This window comes from Nostoc commune NIES-4072 (assembly GCF_003113895.1).
Classification (GTDB): Bacteria; Cyanobacteriota; Cyanobacteriia; order Cyanobacteriales; family Nostocaceae; genus Nostoc; species Nostoc commune.
On sequence record NZ_BDUD01000001.1, the window covers coordinates 3,014,756 to 3,030,628 of the forward strand.

Below are 15,873 nucleotides of genomic sequence, written 5' to 3' on the forward strand. Positions count from 1 at the left end.
AATGACTGTACTGCTATGACCTTCTAAACTATTCACCTCGATCGCACGATTTTCTTTCTTCTCATTTGGCTTTAAGTAAACTGCTTGCTGTAGAGTTAATACAGTGTGCATTAGGGTATCGCTTCTGTGCTGCGCCCAAAGTGTATGCTTGAGTTTGCTACCTGCCTGTAAGGCTGTTATTAAAGCATCTGGATATTGTCCAGAGACAGCAAAGGCTTCAGAAGAATTATTGATGGCGTTAATTTGACTAACATTTGCCTCTACTGCCCACTGGAATGTTGCCGCAGCTAAAACAGCAAATCCTAAACCTGCGGTTATGGAACCAAAAAGGGCGCGTTTGAAAACACGATTAAGTTTTACTTCACTTTGTTTTCTTTGTTCTCGTTCTTTTTCCAGTTCCGCCATCACCTGCTTTAACTTCGGTTCCTGTTGCTGGCGGATAAAGGCGGCGATGTAGTCATGTACCAGTTGATAACGGTCGGCGGGGTTTTCTGGTAATAAAACCACTAAGCCAGATTGGACAAAAATCTCTAATATTAAATCTAATTTACTGATTTCAGAAGCTTGTTCCGCCCTAGCTTCTGATCTCCCCGCCTGGGTTGACCCCCTTAAGAAGGGGGTAGAAAGAATAAAGCCCCCCTTCTTAAGGGGGGTTGGGGGGATCTCCGATAAATACGGCATCAAATCGCGTTCCAATTCAGCGCGAGTCTTTAGGGGGCGAGTTCCTTTTTCATCCGTGAGCAAATACAGTAATATGTCTGCTGCTTGCTGATTTTCTTCACCGCAATCATTAACAACTTCATTTAAATAACGCTTAACCAATTCGCCCTTAGTACCACGCTGCCGATATTCTGCCAGAGTTGTAATATTCTCCGTTTGCAGTTGCGCCCCCACAACCTGCAACTCAATGGGACGAACTTCGCCCAATTCTCCGGCTAAATCTTGCACGAGTTGTTCAACTAAAGCAGGTTCTAAGCGAAAACTAGTATTTTCAGTTAAACGCTGAATAATTGACTTCGTATCAGTAGGTGAAAAGTTTCCCAACTTGTAAAGCACGTTATTACTGAGAATGTCATTGCCAATAATCTTGAGGCTGGACAAATCATTGCACTCTAGCAAGTAATGAATGTAATCTACCCGCAGCGATAAGATAACTTTCACCGATAGAACATTCAGACACTCTCCCAGAAACTCAAAGAATTGCTTCCTTTGTGCAGGTTCGGTGTAAACAAAGAAAAATTCCTCAAATTGATCAAAAATTAACACCGTGCGGAGGTTGCGCTGTTCGTTTTCTTTAAGTTTGGATATTAAATATTGCGGAGTTCCGAGTTCTGAGGCTCGATGTTGACCTTCTGAGGCTCGACGTTGACCTTCCGAGGCTCGACGTTGACCTTCTGAGGCTCGACGTTGACCTTCCGAGGCTCGACGTTGACCTTCTGAGGCTCGACGTTGACCTTCTGAGGCTCGACGTTGACCTTCTGAGGCTCGACTTTGACCTTCTGAGGCTCGACTTTGACCTTCTGAGGCTCGACTTTGACCTTCTGAGGCTCGACGTTGACCTTCTAATCCTTCCTCATCTTCCTCATCCTCCACCCTGCGGGAAGCTAAAGCTACATCCCCCTCATCTCTTCCCAAAAGATTCCCCAACTCTTCCACCCAGTTGGTATAAACACGCATTACTACCGGCATATAATCTTGAACACCGATCGCTTTATTCTTTAAAGCTGGCACTAGTCCCGCATTCACCAGGGAACTTTTGCCGACACCCGATTGCCCATGAATTACTATCAGCTTATAATCAGGGCGGCCCATGCGTTCAATTAAACGTTCTACATCCAAGAGGCGACCAGATGCAGCAATTTCTGGGGCAATATTTCCTTGGGGAGAGTTTGAGCGTAATGTTTCTACAAATGCCTGTTTTGTTGCTTCTAACCTACCCGCACCAATAAAAGCCCGCAAGCCAAATTGCTGTTCAATGGAACGCCGTTGCTGTTTGATTTTGTATGCTTTGAGATATTCTTTCTGCTCAAAGTAAAGCTGCTGCAAAAATCTGAGAATATCCAAGTAAAGCCTGATATCTTCTAGGGGATTACCCACATCCCTAGCCGTTTCTAAGCTAAGAGTTGCCTGTTGAGTTTGACCCAAATGGTAGTGAGAACGGCCTAAAATAAACTGATATAAACTCAAATCTTTTGATTTTGAATCTCTTTCGAGAATATCAGCTAAAATTCCTGATGTATTTGCTGATTCCAAATTGGGAATAGTAGAAAAAACCTTTAAGGCTTGCTGAACAAGCTGATTTGCTTTGACCCAGTTTTTTTGAGCTAAAGCTACCTCAGCTAAAAAACCGTAATCTTTGGCTAATTCTCTTAGCTGGTTGTTATTTTGATGTACTACTAAAGCTTGTTCTGAAAGACTCTGCAACGTTTCCCACTTTTGCAAGTCTCGTAAGATATCACCGAATTTAACTACTGCATTAGCAATTAAATCTGGACTTCTCAACTGGCTAATAAAGTTTATATACTCTTGGACATAATGCCAAGTTGCTTGCCAATCTGGATGATTGATATCTTGATGTTTAAAAGCTTTTAAATAATAACAAAAGCCAATCTCACTGAGGATTTTTGCCTGTCGTTTTATGGGATCTGAAAAACCTCTCTCCAAACCTCTCTCCTGCAAGGAGAGAGGCTTTGAATTCTCCCCCTTCCCTTGTAGGGAAGGGGGCTGGGGGGTTAGGTTTCGTCGAGGATGAGGTAAAAAGTCAGGTATTGTTGCCTGTCGTTCTAAATTATGATTTTGCTCCCAAAGTTCTAAAGCTTTGTGATAATGCTCTAACGCCGAATCTTTTTGATTATTTATCTGTTTGATAAAACCTAACAAAGATTCTAAATTAGCTTGAATTTCTAAATTATAAACATCTGGGTTTTTGAGTAATTCTCTTTGCGCCGCTTCTAACTCATTCTCTAATTTGATATATACATCTACGCTAAATTTTAAGTTATTACTAAACCATTGATTAGCCGTTTCGATGATAAAATCTACTAATTCCTGTGTTGATATGGCAAAATCTCTCGTAGTTGCCCAACTTTCCAAATCTGGCGCAAGCTGGATTAGTTGCTTGTAGATTTCATCGTCAATCCACAACACTAAGGGAAAAGCAAAATTCTTGCGAAACTCTTCTCGCACCTGATTCGCAGAAGTTAACATCACAGATAAATTCTGCACTGATTCCAAACCCACAACCATCACACAGGCTGGCATTTCTTCGCCAAATTCTTCCTGAATCGCAGTATAAAGAGTTCTGTTAGATTGCTGCACTGCCAAGACACGAATTTCAACTTGACAAATTTCTCGCAATCTGGAGATTAAGCGATCGCGCTCTCTTGCATAATTACACCGTGCCAAAATCAGCTTAAACTGTCCCACAGAGGATTCGATCGCCCAAGCTAATTGTGCCAGAGAGCGTAGGCGTAGCCCGTCGTAGACATCGCTGTTTACATGATCATTTTTTGGTGGTTGCGAGTCTGTCATAAGTTAAAAGGGCGGTTAGAAACCGCGTCTACAAGAGGCTTTACCCACCTCCGTGGGTTTCAAACACTCAATTTTTCCTTAGTCCACGGAGGTGGACTTTGTTTGTATAGCCGCGAATTCCATTCGCCCTGCCTCCTGCCTCCTCATTGCAACTCCCTCGCCTCAACCAATACGGGATTAACATCAAACCAAGACTGGCCACCATCACGATATTCAAACACAAACCGACTGCGAATCAGTTTTTGATATCCGTGGTCATCACTTACCTTTTTCCTTTCTTTGACATGACGTAACAATTGCCACTCATCATCAGAAATTGGCAACATTATTTCATTCCGCCGAGAACGAATAACTTGCTCTAAGGTTTCACGGGTTAGGGGAAGACTCATCTCTTCCATAATCCAGGTATTTAGCAGCCTCAGCACGTCCCGCACATGACCACCGCTTATTTGACACAACCGCTCTAGGCTAGCCGCACTATCAAAAATCTCGGTAACTTTATTTAAACGCTCCTCTGGTGTTATATCAGGAAAAGCTCTTGCTAGTACCATCTGCTGCATGAGTGACATTCCCTGTGTATGAACACTGCCATCAGTCTTTTGTACAGGTACCATTGGTAACACTTTGGGGTCTTCTGGGAATCGCTGGGTCAGCATTCCGTAATCATTGGAAAACTTCAATGACAAAGGCATGGTGTAGATGAGATGACAATTCAGCTTGGTCAAAAACTCACCCTGGTCAACAAATAAGTATTCCTGCTGCGGACGACCCCAAGGTTTGGCACGATTATCTATGCGGTCAAGATTATCGACAATTACCACTAGACCATTTTTACCCTGCTGTTTGAGTTTAGCCACGGCAGGTTCCAATAATTCTTGATTAATCGCTTCCAGCAGTTTAGTTTTTTGCGGTGCTAAATACTGATTGAGTTTTTCTCGCAGGGTTGGGTCATTTTTCATCTTGCTAGTGATTTCACCAATCCCCACAGACAGAGAAACCTTTTCTTTATCTGCGGATAAACCGACATCACCAAGCACCGGAACCTTAAGTTTTGCCCCGGTCACCTCGGAGTTTAAGACTTTCCAAGCACCTTGCAGCAACTCATTAAACTTGTTGGGTGACTCCAGGGTAATTTTATCAAGACTTTGACTTACACGACGAGCGATCGCTAGCAGCACATCAGCTATATCGACATCGGTCATTTCCAAATCGTCACTGGACTCAAAATAGACTACGTGGAAGCCTAATTTTTCCAGTTCTGCCTGTAACCGTAATAGTTCTGTCGATTTTCCACAACCAATATGCCCAGTAAATAACGTGCAAGTGGGTTCATTTGGTTTAAAAAAAGTAATTTTCTGCTTCAGCTTGCCAAGAATATCACCACCTCGGACTGAGGAAAAATCTATGTAATATTTGCTATCAGAGCTATGGTTGACAAACAGAGTTCTGCTGGGATCGCTAGCCTGATAAAATTCCCGTAAATCTATGGGCATAACCTGGTAGTGCAATTATCTGGTATTGTATTAACATATCCTTGTTGAAAAGGATAAAATTTTTTACATCTTTGCATCTAGATTATAAAACCCATTTCAATACTTGTCGGGTTTTGGGGAAAAGGGGAAGGGGGAAGGGGAAAGACATCTCCAGAAATTAATTATGCGTTACCTGAAACCCTTGTAGAGAGGTTGCAATGCAACGTCTCTACAATCATTTTCACCAGATGTCTTTTTCAGGTTTTTGCACAGATGCGGAAATTATAACTAATCAGCCGGACATGATATCAAAAAGGAGCCAGTGCCTTGCGCGGGTGTAAGAGCGTTGTACCCTTCCGGGGAAGCAAGCTACGTGCAGCGTCTCCCCGAATCCCAAAGGGAAAAAAATCTGTAATTAATTCCCACTGTTATCATTAGGACTTACGCAAAAATTGCTAAAAAGCTTAATTTCTCGAACCGCCAAGACGCCAAGAGCGCCGAGAATTCGTAGAGTGTGCGTAAGTCCTAAGCTTAATTTCTCGAACCGCCAAGACGCCAAGAGCGCCGAGAATTCGTAGAGTGTGCGTAAGTCCTAATCATGTCAGATTGCTACAGTATGCTTTACTCATTCGCCCACAGGGTGCTGGTTTCTCCAAATTTCAGCATAGACCCTGTGAGCTTTATTACAGTATCCACTTACTTTTAAAACATCCTCTAAAATACACCCTAAAGCTGCTCAATTTCCATACAAATAGACAAGTATATTTTAAAGATAAATTCCGAGACAATTGTCAAAAGTAACCAAATAAGAAATAATTTCAATTGATTAGTAATCTGTCCAGTTTGTGAATGATGTTGGTGGAAGATTTAATATGCAAAATGTTACTCATAAATTGCTGTCTTGCAGCTATATGTAAAAGGATGGATAAAGGAGTTTGTTGAAGCACTCAAGATTATGGTTAAAGTTCAGATAGTTAGAAAAAAAGTTTTATGGAAAAATGATTTCCTGTTTCCGGCAGCCTTATGGCTTGCTAGCCGAATCTTCATTTGGACTACTATGTTGGTGGTTGCGCCAAAACTACCGTTACCAGCAGAAGAATTTTTGCCCCATTTTGGCTGGGGGGTTGTTGATGCATGGGATAGTATGCATTACCGAGCGATCGCTACTTCTGGATATGAATTTGTAAATGACGGTAAGCAACACAATCTGGCTTTTTTTCCTCTGTTTCCCTTAAGCATTTGGGTTTTGATGAAACTGGGCTTGCCGTTTGAATTAGCAGGTACGTTAGTCAACAACTTGGCATTTTTCGCAGCCCTTTACTGTTTGTACTTTTGGATTAAAGAGAATCATGGCATCAATGCAGCGCAGTGGACGACTGCTGTAGTTTCTTTGTATCCATCTTCCATGTTTACGGGGGTAATTTACACCGAGGGGCTGTATTTGTTTTTGAGTACATCGGCTTTGCGGTCGTTTGATCAAAAGCAGTATGGCTGGACTGCCCTTTGGGGCGCGATGGCGACAGCAACACGTCCTACAGGTATGGCACTAATTCCAGCATTTGCGATCGCAGCCTGGAAAGAACGCCGACCACTCATTGCCTATATAGCTGGTTTTAGTACCGCTATTGGCATACTTCTATTCAGTTTGTATTGTGCGATTTATTTTGGCAATCCTTTAGCTTTTATCGAAGCACAACGCGGATGGCGGCCAACTTTGGGGTTTGATTGGCAGGGTTGGTTAAATATGCTCATGCAAATTGTAGTCGGCACAAATAATTGGCAATATGGTTGGGTTCAAAACCCCTCTGGTGGCATTCCAGACCCCTGGTATCTATTGTTATTTGGCGCAATTGTTGTCAGTGGCTATATTTTATGGCGTTTCCGTCAACGTTTTAGTTCTGCATTATTTTATGGCTTTTATGCTTTAGTCTTATTTTTGTTGATTCTGGCAAGTGAAGAGTGGATCAATAACTTACTCAACTTGTTCATGGTCTTGGGTGGTGGCTATGTATTATGGCGTTTACACACACAATTGAGCGCAGTTACAGTTATTTATGGCTTTTGCGGTATTGCTTTGCTGTTAGCTTCTGGAGGTACTATCTCTTTGAGCCGCCTTGCATACGGTATAGTGCCTCTGAATATAGCTATTGGTGTGCTGCTATCTCGCCATCCTCGTCAGGGATATTTAATATTGGGGGCTTTTGTGACATTACTAGCCAAAATAGCTGTAGGATTTGCCCAAGAGCGCTGGGTTGGTTAGAGGGTTTGATCCATATATTTAAATTTCCGAATGAATGTATCCAATCAAACGAAGATAGCGATCGCTTCTGCGGTTTTCTTAAGTGGATATTTGCTAATCGTAGAAAAATTACGAACCAAATTTTCTCCTGCCACAATCCAGTTGTGGATCAGTGCGATCGCGGCTTTAGTCATCTTACCTATACTTTTGTTCACTCAAGATCAGGTTTTTCCCTCTACAGTCAGTGGGTGGCTTTGGGTGATTTCTCTAGCCGTAGTCTGCCAAGTTTTAGGTCATGGGCTTTTGACCTATAGCCTTGCCAAGTTTTCTTCTGTGGTTGTCTCCTTGGTGCATCTGTTAGAGCCAGTATTTAGTGGCATTTTCGCTCTTATAATATTTTCGGAAAAATTAACTTTCTCAAATTGGGTAGGTTTTGCTGTAGTTTTAATGGGTTTATACTTAGCCATATCTAGCCAAGCTGTTGTTAATTTGCCGTTTCAGGAATCAGTCAAAACTATAGTTAACACTTTCATTAAAAGTATGACGACCAAACTGTTGTTATTAAAGCAGCAATTTTTTGAAACACCAGCTTTACTAGGAGCTGTCTCATTATTTGTTGCCCTAATTCCCATATCTTTGGCACCATCTCTAGCAAAATTATGCGAACAAGAAATTGGTGCAAATGCTGTAGGGTTTCATCGCAGTTGGATCGCCGCAGTCGTCTTTGGGCTGTGGAATGGGCTTGAGGCTTTGCGTCGCAAACAATCCGATCGTCAACCTATAGAACAGAAGCCTTTTACAAAACAGGACGTGTGGTTGTTATTGGCAATGGGAACTGCTGCAACGACCTCCCTGTTGTTGTGGGCTTGGTCGCTGAGTCAAACTAGCGTTGCTAACGTGGCTTTACTGTCTAATTTGAATCCTTTATTTGTTGCTGCGGCTGGGTATCTGTTATTAGGTCGGCGCTTCGATAACAGATTTGTTATTGGTTTGGTGATAGCGTTGGGGGGAGCGATCGCCTTTGAACTTCATAAGATGCAATTTGCAACTGACCAAATACTTGGTGATGCACTAGCATTTCTAACCGCGATTTTTATTGCCACTTATTTGCTGCTGATAGAACAACTGCAAACCCGATTTACTACCGCAACCATAATGCTCTGGCGTTGTGGCGTGACTACAATGTTTATGTTACCTATCCTTCCATTCATCGAAGAGAGATTGTTTCCTTATTCTTGGATGGGTTGGTTTTTCATTATTTTTCAAGCTCTCTTTTGCCAAGTGTTGGGTCAGGGACTTATAACTTATAGCCTCAGTAGACTATCGTCAGGTGTCGTTGCCGTTACCCTTCTCCTCAATCCAGCCTTGTCTTCGATTTTTGCTTGGTTCATTTTTTCAGAACAGGTAGGTTTGTTTGATTGGGCGACTTTCGCTGTAGTTTTAGTAGGTATTTATCTAGCTCAATCTAGTCAATCCACTATTCAAATAACAAACGAAGGCTCGTAGTAAATAAATTTTATTTCTCTTTGCCTTTTACTTTTTAAAATATCCAGATGTTTAACTTATGGTGAAATCAGTGTAAATCCTTTAGCTGTTCCTATGATTTTACTCCCAGTTAAATTTATTTGTTGTAAAGCTCCATCGTCTAACAGCAAATAAGATTTATTAGATAACATTTGTTGTAAAACTGGCATAGTTGTAGCAGTTACCTTACAATCGCTATAAAAATTTAAGCTAGGACGATCATAAGCAAAAGAAGTATAAATTTGGGTTCCTGGTGAAACATTTGCCCGAATTAATTCCGCGACTGGTTTAACAGGGAAAGCTTCATTTAATTCCCAAATCCATGATTGCGAACTCATCAACAGTGCTAAAACTAAATACATCCCAGAAAATAATACTGGAATAAAGTTGCGATCGCGCTGTTTAACTAGCCATGCTGCGATGCCCATACTTATTGCCAAAACAATGCTCATGACTATTAAAATAGGTTCTTTTTTAATAAAAAAGTAAACACAACCTCCTAAACCAGCAATAGAAATAATAGTCAGAAATATTGTCATTCGTCCCTTAAAATGGTCATTCTGCCAAATTTCACTAAGTTTAGCACCAGTTGCCAAAGCTAAAAATGGATATACAGGCATAACATACCACGGGAGCTTAGTTCTCATTAAAGAGATAGTTCCTAAGTAAACAACTGTACCAATAATAATTAGGCGACTCCAGGAAGTATGACGTTTTTTCCAAGCTAGATAAAAGCCTCCCGGTAAAAATAATAGCCAAGGAAAACTATACTTAATTATCTCAATTAAATAGTACCAGAGAGGCCCACTATGACCTTCAACAGATTGTGTAAGGCGATTAAAGGTTTGTGCTTGAAAATTCACTTGGAAGAAATTTTCGCCATAATGTTGCCATTGAGCAGCAAACCAAGCGATGGCAGGTGCATTTCCTAACAACATTCCCACTAATAAATAGGGGCTGGTTAACAAAGCAAACTGCCGATCTGCAATGAGGAATAAACAAGCGATCGCTCCTAGCGGCAAAACTATCATCCCTTTAGTTAGAGTTATTAACCCTAGACAAAATCCCACACCGAGAGCATACCGACGATTTTGACGCGCTTTTAGCAAACAAAACAACAAAAGCAAGAAAAAGGTAATAGTTGCGCCATCTAGCATTGCTAATCGTCCGTGACGCACTACAGGCAACATCGTCAGATAAACTAAAGCGGCAAACAAAGCTGGTAAACTCTCGTTAAAAAGCAAACATCCCACCAAGTAAAGCAAAGGCACACCCAAGGCAGTTAACACTGCACCCGGTAGACGTGTTGTCAACTCATTCACGCCTCCGATAGAGTAAGTCCAAGCAATTAGTAAGTGCATCAGGGGTGGCTTATTATGATAAGGTTCACCTCCCAAGGTGGGGTAAAGCCAACGCATTGAACCAAATGGGGTACGCCAAATTTCACGGGCTACCTGTGCCACAGTCCCTTCATCCCAGTCTCGTAAAGGGGAGTTCCCTAAAAATATCAGCCATAGAACTAGAGATATTACTAGTAGGCTAAATAACCATTCTTTTTCTCGGAATAGACGCATATCTCAAATCGGGATAATCATCTCAAAGACTGTAAGGCGGTATTTTACCCCAGATTATGCAATGGGAGTTTGGTTACTTTTTTAAAAAGGCGTTTATATGGTGCGATCGCTCAAAATGCCAGAATACTAAAAACTACTTATAGCCAAGATATTTTGACTAAAATAACTGTGTGGCAGGTTGACAAAGCGATACAAGCGTATGATTTTAGAGTATTTAGAAGGTAAACCAGATGAGTAACCACATTAAGAGTCTATGCTAACAGCACAACCTATCACTATTGATTTGTTTGCTGGGGCTGGCGGCTTTGGTCTAGGTTTTGAGATGGCAGGTTATTCTGTTCCTTTATCGGTTGAGATTGATGCCTGGGCTTGTGATACACTGCGCCATAACCGCCCTAAGATGACAGTTATTCAACAGGATATCCGTAATTTAAACACTGCAAGTAGCGTTAAAGATATCTGTCACTTCAAACCGGATGTTGTTATTGGTGGCCCTCCATGTCAAGGCTTTAGTATTGCCGGGCCAGCACAAAAAGATCCTAAAGACCCTAGAAATAGTTTATTCATTCACTTTGCTGAGTGGATATGTTTTCTCGAACCTAAAGCTTTTGTAATGGAAAATGTTAAAGGTTTACTTTCGCGCAAAAATATTGAAGGTAGAAAGGTAACAGATATTATTAAAGAAACTTTTGAAAATCTAGGATATTTAGTAGAAATATGGTCATTAAATGCTGCTGAATATGGTGTACCACAAATTAGGGAGCGTATTTTTATTGTTGGAAATAAAACAGGAAAAGAATTAGGCACTCCTCCAAAAACACACTCCTTAGATTTATTGCATATAAATAGCTCTCAATTATCAATATTTGCCTGCATGGGCCTACTTCCTGCCATAAGCTTGTGGGATGCTATATCAGATTTACCACCACTGAATGCACGGGAGGGTGAAGAGGAACAACCTTATATTTCAGAACCTCTCAATAACTATCAAATCTGGATTAGGAATGGCAGTCAAATACTTTATAATCATGTTGCAATGGATCATTCCCAGAGACTTGTAGAACGTTTCAAACATATTAAATGGGGTGAATCAAGTTCAGACGCACCAAAAGAGCATGGGGCTAGACGGCGTAGTGGAAATGGTGAGTTATCTGAGATAAATTATGACCAAAATAACCGGCGTTTAAATCCATATAAACCATCACATACAATAGCCGCTTCGTTTTACGCCAATTTTCTTCATCCTTTCCAGCATCGCAATTTAACAGCCCGTGAAGGCGCACGTGTTCAATCTTTTCCTGACACTTATCGTTTTTTAGGGAAGAAGACTGTTGTATCTCACAAGTTATTACATCGAGAAGAGAGATTCGACGAGAAGTTTCTTTGCCAGTACAATCAGGTAGGTAATGCTGTACCACCTATTCTTGCTAAAGCGATCGCACTTCATCTTCAAGAGAAATTAGAGCTATGCCCAAAAGCGATAGGAACCCTTTAGTTCACGGCTCTAATCTTGAACAAAAGGAGAATCACCGCACAAAATATAGAGATGTTGAGAGTAAAAAATATCTCAGTGAAATTAGAAATGAGTATGATAAGTGGCGTTCTGCTAATCTCGAATTAGCTGGCCCGACATCAACACCTACTGATCAAGATGACGCAATTATTGCTACTAGGGTAGAATTTCTATCAAAATATAAGGATTTTTTAGACCAGCAGCACTATGCTGAAAAGTTTGATTCTCGATCGAACCTTCACTCTAGCGTGTTGGAGGAATTTTTATATTATCTGTTTAAAGATTTAGTCAGAGACTTTGGAGAAAATGCTCTTATCGGTAAATCACATACGTTCAAAGATATTTTCTTTGTGCCGCCAAAATACTCTGAGATGCTGAAGCGGCCGTATGCACGTATTGAAAAGAAAGATCATGACTTTGTAATTGGAGCCAGGGTTAGCGCATCTCAAACCCTATTGACACGGTGGTTTTGGGGTTCAACCAAAGCACAAATAAGTTCAAAATTACTACACTGAGCCAAGGGGTGGGATTGACATTTTCGTATTTATGTGGTCAAAAAACATAAAAAGCTATTTGACCCATGTTTTTTCAATCATTTACGACAATTTGTCCTATTTTGAATGAAAAACTGATATTCAGATAGAGTTTTAAGCTTTTTGTCTGTATCAAGAGCTACAAAATTAGATGCGCTTACCCTGTAATTGGAGCCACGATTCAAGTATCATTTGAAGCAGCAATCCCACCGGAGAAAGATGAAAATCCTGGTGAAATACTGCCACTTCTTAAAGAGGAACCGGAAAACTACTCTGAAGTTACAGTTACAGGAAACACCGAAACGCACATTTTCGATATTCCAGTTGTTGCAATTGAATGTAAGACATATCTCGATAAAACTATGCTCGAAGGTTCATCACGAGCAGCAGAGGATTTAAAGGCAAGAAATCCAAATAGTTTATATGTTGTACTTATGGAGTGGATCAAGTTGACCAGTGATGTCAATCTTCGGAAGTACAAGGTTGACCAGATTTACGTACTACGTCAGCAGAAAAACACTGACCGAGAATTTAGATATGAAGAAAAATATGTTAAAAATTCAATTAATCCAGTTGTAGTTCAACATCTATTCCATAAAGTGCGGAAGCATCTGAAAATGGATTGGACTGGCGGAATTGAACACGGTATAGAGCGTGGGTGGCTAATTGACGAGTAGCTATTGACTTTAGTACCTAAAAAATACTGCCTAAAAACATAGATAAGCAATGCCTATAGTTCACAATCTTGTATTAGCAGATTGCTCTTAGACAAAAAATGTTAGAGGCTAAAAGCTTTTACTGAAGGAAACAGCGACTTTATAACCAATGCGAATACCAAAAAGTCGAGCAAATGGGTTTTTATTACGTAAATATCGTGCCGATTCTAAGCCTGTTTTATCAATTGCGTATTCACCTGTTTCTATATCGATAATCACCATTTTACCGATGTTTTCTTCTCGTTCTACTTGTTGACGAATGCTATTTTCATATAATTCTTTCGCACGTCGTCCAACTTCTTCGCGGCTTAAAAGTATGCTTTGCATGTTCTTGCTCCTTGGATCATGTTGTATACTAATTCTACTACCAAGCTATACTGCAATGTAGTTGAGCTAAAGATAATAACAAAGAACATTTTCATAATGTCGCTAGACTCAGCACCAGAAGTTTCGGCTATCTGCTAGAGGTAAGTATTAGTTTGACTGCTATCCCAACATTTGTTCAACAGTCAAACCAATGTCACTTGCGATTTGTCGTAGTAATTTAGGTGAAATATCACGTCCCTTATGAAAAGGTATGGTTGTTCCTCGACTATCTTCGTGGCGAAACTGCTTATTGAACCTTTTTGACGCACCTCTACAAACCCAAGGCTTTCTAGTATCCGAATAACCTCTTGTGGTTTCAAAATTGGGATCTTGCTCATAATCTACTGGATTACAATTTGTTGTGTACCAACAAACTCTGTATCAAATGCTAAATTTTCATCCTCCAAAAGCATTTCAATTTATTAATAGATTTTACTTAGTACACATCATCGTGACTACCAATATCTACAAACACAGCATCCCCATCATCTGTAAAGTAAAAAACTACTCTTTCGTCATAATCTACACTAAAGCTCCATAAGTCTTTAAGCTTACCTGACAATTTATGAGTTTTCAAACCCTGATCAAATGGATCTGCTGTAAACTGCTCCAACTTTTGCCAAAACCGTACTTCTAAATCTACATTCCTTTGAATTCGCTTTTTAAAAGCACGTTTAAATGAAGAATTGAAACTTACTTTTAACATCACTCTTCTATCAGTTGTTTCAATTCATCAATATTTGAGGAAAACTTTAGTTCACTATTTTGCTGTTCTACTTGCGCCGCCTGAAAATTTTGATAAATCTCTTCACGCCTTTCTTCCCGTAGATATTGCTGCAATAACAGTTGAATTTCTAACTTTTCCTCATTGGAAAGACTTTTAATTGCTTCAACTACATCACTGAAGGTCATAACTTGGAATACCTTTTAGTGCTTATTCGATCAATCTAATATGCTAACGATCAAGCTAAAATTTTAAATCCTATGTGTGGCTCTCGTGCCAAGAGATGAAAGCAATCGTCCAAGATAGCAAGATAACGGTTTCTCTGCTCAGTTCCCCATGTTTTTTGGGTGTAGCGACCGATTGATAGCAAGTCTTGAGTGGCTAATTCAGTAAGGCGAAATGCTGACATGCGCTATTCACGATCAAGTTCTGCAAGCAATCCTGAGAGAGAATAGTCAGCAAATCCGCTGTTCTCCCCCTCTGTCAATGCTCGTTGCAAAGCGGCAAGTTTTATTTCTCGCTCTTCTAAAAGGCGCAGTCCCGCTCGAATCGCTTCACTGGCGCTTGCAAAACGACCTCTGTCAACTTGATTGGCGATAAACGCTTCAAAATGCTCACCCAAGGTAACACTTGTATTTTTTGTATTTTTTTGCATACAATTTTCTCCTGTATAATACGAATATATAATATTTTTTGGTATTACTCCAGATGAAAATTGTAATTGATGATGGATGTCCAAAAACCTCTTAAATAAAAACGGTAGAGCAATAAATACTTTACCGTTTTCCATCACTCATAGGTTAAGGTCATAAACCATTTGTCAATAAGTAATAGTGCTTAAAATCATGCAAAAAATCCTGGTTGAAAACACAATCTTTGCCTGGCGATGCCTACGCTTAATATTCCCAGTTATTCTTCACTAGATTTTGTCCGGGGGATAGGGCAAGTCTACTTGGCTATTCCACATGAGCCTTCAGCAGGTAATTGAGTATTTACAGTTATTTTGTATCCTTTATCTTTCAACACTTGACTTAGTAAATGATCAACAGTTTTTTCTACCCGATCGCTAGCTTCTTTGATCAACCAATCTTGACAAGCAGCTTTCTCAACTTTGCTGATGGCTTCTCGCTGGGCTTGCGCTTGTAAATTTACAACATCAGGCCCCCAACCTAAAAAACCACGATCATAAGAGTAGACGCTAGAATGTTCTAAATCAAGTTTACTATCAAGAATTTTGAGTGGAGGCAAAGTTACTGTTATTTGATCTCCTTCAAGGTTGACATTATCAGTCTGAAACTCATTGAGATTAACTCCAACTCTTACACTACCATGAGCAACATAAAGCAACTTGCTCTCTAGAATCAAAAAACCCTTTTCTGTTACAGGTACTACGGCATCCATTTCAAATGTTGCTGTAGTTAACTCACTCACATCTCTAATTTGACGTACTACTATTGAACTTGGCTCACCAACATCTACTGAATTACCAGCCACAATGTGAATATACTGGTAACTTAGCCACAACAACATAACTACTAAGGTTGCAATAACTCCAGCGAATACTTTAGTTAGTGTACTGGAATCTTTTATTAAGCCAACTGTCATATTTTTTCCTTTTGAAATGTAGATGATTTCTCGGTCATACTTTTAATAGTATTCCCGCTTAATAAGTTTTATTAAC

Annotated in this window: 15 protein-coding genes; 5 read left to right on the top strand and 10 right to left on the bottom strand. The window is 40.2% G+C overall.

The window, feature by feature from the left end; translation table 11 throughout:
* Both CDC33_RS13345 and CDC33_RS13355 read right to left on the bottom strand, forming a co-directional pair.
* Positions 1–3,531: nSTAND1 domain-containing NTPase (locus tag CDC33_RS13345; RefSeq protein ID WP_439956601.1), on the bottom strand; the 3,531-nt coding region annotated here is incomplete at its 3' end.
* Positions 3,532–3,674: 143 nt separating this feature from the next.
* Positions 3,675–5,024 carry a P-loop NTPase fold protein gene (locus CDC33_RS13355; RefSeq protein ID WP_109008874.1) on the bottom strand — a complete coding sequence of 450 codons (1,350 nt, stop codon included), beginning with the start codon at positions 5,022–5,024 and terminating at the stop codon, positions 3,675–3,677.
* Positions 5,025–5,958: 934 nt separating this feature from the next.
* Between CDC33_RS13355 and CDC33_RS13360 the strand changes: the two genes are divergently transcribed.
* Together CDC33_RS13360 and CDC33_RS13370 are read left to right on the top strand one after the other, a co-directional pair.
* Positions 5,959–7,263: a mannosyltransferase family protein gene (locus CDC33_RS13360; RefSeq protein ID WP_109008875.1), complete on the top strand. Its 1,305-nt coding sequence runs from the start codon at positions 5,959–5,961 to the stop codon at positions 7,261–7,263.
* A gap of 30 nt (positions 7,264–7,293) precedes the next feature.
* On the top strand, positions 7,294–8,748 hold the full coding sequence (locus tag CDC33_RS13370) for a DMT family transporter (protein ID WP_219930028.1): 1,455 nt from the start codon (positions 7,294–7,296) through the stop codon (positions 8,746–8,748).
* Positions 8,749–8,804: 56 nt separating this feature from the next.
* Here the strand turns inward: CDC33_RS13370 and CDC33_RS13375 are convergent, their stop codons facing one another.
* Positions 8,805–10,340: an ArnT family glycosyltransferase gene (locus CDC33_RS13375; protein ID WP_109008876.1), complete on the bottom strand. Its 1,536-nt coding sequence runs from the start codon at positions 10,338–10,340 to the stop codon at positions 8,805–8,807.
* A 253-nt stretch (positions 10,341–10,593) separates the two neighbouring features.
* Between CDC33_RS13375 and CDC33_RS13380 the strand changes: the two genes are divergently transcribed.
* The 3 genes from CDC33_RS13380 (at position 10,594) to CDC33_RS13390 (ending at position 13,063) form a co-directional block, all read left to right on the top strand.
* Positions 10,594–11,835: a DNA cytosine methyltransferase gene (locus CDC33_RS13380; protein WP_109008877.1), complete on the top strand. Its 1,242-nt coding sequence runs from the start codon at positions 10,594–10,596 to the stop codon at positions 11,833–11,835.
* Positions 11,808–12,368, top strand: coding sequence for a Bpu10I family restriction endonuclease (locus CDC33_RS13385; RefSeq protein WP_244919228.1), 561 nt, complete (start codon positions 11,808–11,810; stop codon positions 12,366–12,368). The genes CDC33_RS13380 and CDC33_RS13385 overlap by 28 nt, the downstream gene beginning before the upstream one ends.
* A 326-nt stretch (positions 12,369–12,694) precedes the next feature.
* Positions 12,695–13,063, top strand: a complete 369-nt coding sequence (locus tag CDC33_RS13390) for a Bpu10I family restriction endonuclease (RefSeq protein ID WP_439956638.1) — start codon at positions 12,695–12,697, stop codon at positions 13,061–13,063.
* A 108-nt stretch (positions 13,064–13,171) separates the two neighbouring features.
* On the opposite strand, the gene CDC33_RS13395 is transcribed toward CDC33_RS13390, so the two are convergent.
* The 7 genes from CDC33_RS13395 to CDC33_RS13425 form a co-directional block, all read right to left on the bottom strand.
* The gene (locus CDC33_RS13395) at positions 13,172–13,429 is read right to left on the bottom strand and encodes a hypothetical protein (protein WP_109008878.1); all 258 of its coding nucleotides are present in this window, start codon (positions 13,427–13,429) and stop codon (positions 13,172–13,174) included.
* Positions 13,430–13,588: 159 nt separating this feature from the next.
* A complete protein-coding gene (locus CDC33_RS40405; RefSeq protein ID WP_244919408.1) occupies positions 13,589–13,681 on the bottom strand; it encodes a type II toxin-antitoxin system HicA family toxin in 93 nt (30 codons plus the stop codon).
* A 223-nt stretch (positions 13,682–13,904) separates the two neighbouring features.
* Complete coding sequence (locus CDC33_RS13405) at positions 13,905–14,174, bottom strand: type II toxin-antitoxin system RelE/ParE family toxin (protein WP_109008879.1); 270 nt, start codon at positions 14,172–14,174, stop codon at positions 13,905–13,907.
* Positions 14,174–14,380 carry a hypothetical protein gene (locus CDC33_RS13410; RefSeq protein WP_109008880.1) on the bottom strand — a complete coding sequence of 69 codons (207 nt, stop codon included), beginning with the start codon at positions 14,378–14,380 and terminating at the stop codon, positions 14,174–14,176. The genes CDC33_RS13405 and CDC33_RS13410 overlap by 1 nt, the downstream gene beginning before the upstream one ends.
* A gap of 50 nt (positions 14,381–14,430) precedes the next feature.
* A complete protein-coding gene (locus CDC33_RS13415; protein WP_109008881.1) occupies positions 14,431–14,601 on the bottom strand; it encodes a type II toxin-antitoxin system RelE/ParE family toxin in 171 nt (56 codons plus the stop codon).
* A 3-nt stretch (positions 14,602–14,604) separates the two neighbouring features.
* Positions 14,605–14,982 carry a type II toxin-antitoxin system ParD family antitoxin gene (locus CDC33_RS40410; protein ID WP_244919229.1) on the bottom strand — a complete coding sequence of 126 codons (378 nt, stop codon included), beginning with the start codon at positions 14,980–14,982 and terminating at the stop codon, positions 14,605–14,607.
* Positions 14,983–15,140: 158 nt separating this feature from the next.
* Entirely contained in the window at positions 15,141–15,797 is a 657-nt protein-coding gene (locus CDC33_RS13425; protein WP_109008883.1) for a DUF4230 domain-containing protein, read from the bottom strand.
* Between the last annotated feature and the right edge of the window lie 76 nt (positions 15,798–15,873).

Excerpts from the sequence above, each read along its gene's own strand:
- CDC33_RS13410 (WP_109008880.1), bottom strand. The coding sequence starts at position 14,380 with ATGACCTTCAGTGATGTAGTTGAAGCAATTAAAAGTCTTTCCAATGAG.
- CDC33_RS13375 (WP_109008876.1), bottom strand. The coding sequence starts at position 10,340 with ATGCGTCTATTCCGAGAAAAAGAATGGTTATTTAGCCTACTAGTAATA.
- CDC33_RS40410 (WP_244919229.1), bottom strand. The coding sequence starts at position 14,982 with ATGGAAAACGGTAAAGTATTTATTGCTCTACCGTTTTTATTTAAGAGG.
- CDC33_RS13425 (WP_109008883.1), bottom strand. The coding sequence starts at position 15,797 with ATGACAGTTGGCTTAATAAAAGATTCCAGTACACTAACTAAAGTATTC.
- CDC33_RS13370 (WP_219930028.1), top strand. The coding sequence starts at position 7,294 with ATGAATGTATCCAATCAAACGAAGATAGCGATCGCTTCTGCGGTTTTC.
- CDC33_RS13360 (WP_109008875.1), top strand. The coding sequence starts at position 5,959 with ATGGTTAAAGTTCAGATAGTTAGAAAAAAAGTTTTATGGAAAAATGAT.
- CDC33_RS13415 (WP_109008881.1), bottom strand. The coding sequence starts at position 14,601 with ATGTCAGCATTTCGCCTTACTGAATTAGCCACTCAAGACTTGCTATCA.
- CDC33_RS13405 (WP_109008879.1), bottom strand. The coding sequence starts at position 14,174 with ATGTTAAAAGTAAGTTTCAATTCTTCATTTAAACGTGCTTTTAAAAAG.
- CDC33_RS13355 (WP_109008874.1), bottom strand. The coding sequence starts at position 5,024 with ATGCCCATAGATTTACGGGAATTTTATCAGGCTAGCGATCCCAGCAGA.
- CDC33_RS13385 (WP_244919228.1), top strand. The coding sequence starts at position 11,808 with ATGCCCAAAAGCGATAGGAACCCTTTAGTTCACGGCTCTAATCTTGAA.
- CDC33_RS13380 (WP_109008877.1), top strand. The coding sequence starts at position 10,594 with ATGCTAACAGCACAACCTATCACTATTGATTTGTTTGCTGGGGCTGGC.
- CDC33_RS13395 (WP_109008878.1), bottom strand. The coding sequence starts at position 13,429 with ATGCAAAGCATACTTTTAAGCCGCGAAGAAGTTGGACGACGTGCGAAA.